The sequence below is a fragment of the Micromonospora sp. M51 genome (assembly GCF_018070305.1).
GTDB lineage: Bacteria > Actinomycetota > Actinomycetes > Mycobacteriales > Micromonosporaceae > Micromonospora > Micromonospora parva.
This window is the reverse complement of the sequence record NZ_JAGPXZ010001269.1, coordinates 1-967: the sequence shown is the minus strand read 5'-3', so window position 1 is coordinate 967 and position 967 is coordinate 1. Positions and strand designations below refer to the sequence as shown.

Below are 967 nucleotides of genomic sequence, written 5' to 3'. Positions count from 1 at the left end.
GCACCGTCCAGTGCGCGTCCACCGAGTACCGGGCGAAGCCGCCCGCGAGCTGGTCGTAGATGCCGCCCCGGGCCATCGCCTCGGCGGTGTGCCGGGTGATCTCCAGGCTGGTCGGGTCGCCGGTGCGCTGGTGGTGGCGCAGCAGGAAGAGCAGGTTCATGTGCGGCGGGAACTTCGGGGCCCCGCCGAACCCGCCGTTCGTGGCGTCGTACTCGCTGGCCAGCTTGGCGGCTGCGGCGTCGAGCAGCGGGGCGTCCAGCGGGGCGGTGGGGCCGCCCACGGCCTGCGCGCCGCCGATCGCCTCGACCACGGCGGCGCCCTGGCCGAGCACCGCCTCGCGCTGCTCCCGCCAGGCGGTGGCGACCGACTCGAGCAGTTGGATGAAGTTGGGTCGCGGGAAGTAGGTGCCGCAGAAGAACGGGGTGCCGTCCGGGGTGGCGAAGACGGTCATCGGCCAACCGCCCTGGCCGGTCATCGCCTGGGTCGCGGTCATGTAGACCGCGTCCACGTCCGGGCGCTCCTCCCGGTCCACCTTGATCGACACGAAGTTGTCGTTCATCAGGGCGCCGACCTGCGCGTTCTCGAACGACTCGTGCGCCATCACGTGGCACCAGTGGCAAGCCGCGTAACCCACGGAGATGAGCACCGGGACGTCCCGGCGCTTCGCCTCGGCGAACGCCTCGTCCGACCACTGCCACCAGTCGACCGGGTTGTCAGCGTGCTGGAGCAGGTACGGGCTGGTGGCGTCGACGAGTCGGTTCACCTGACGACCATAGCCAGCCCCGGCGCGGACCGCGCGGCCTCCACCCGGACGTCCCACCCGAGACCGGTCGGCCCCAGGCCACGCCGGACGGTCAGGCCACTCCGGTCGGCCCCAGGCCACGCCGGACGGTCAGGCCACTCCGGTCGGCCCCAGGCCACGCCGGACGGTCAGACCACTCCGGTCGGTCAGGATGCGCCGGTCGGT

General features: G+C 72.6%; 1 protein-coding gene. It reads right to left on the bottom strand.

All coding sequences use genetic code 11. The features are described 5' to 3' along the window. The coding region (locus tag KBX53_RS34210) for a DUF255 domain-containing protein (protein WP_210863950.1) at positions 1 to 763 on the bottom strand (763 nt) is incomplete at its 3' end. Positions 764 to 967: the final 204 nt, after the last annotated feature.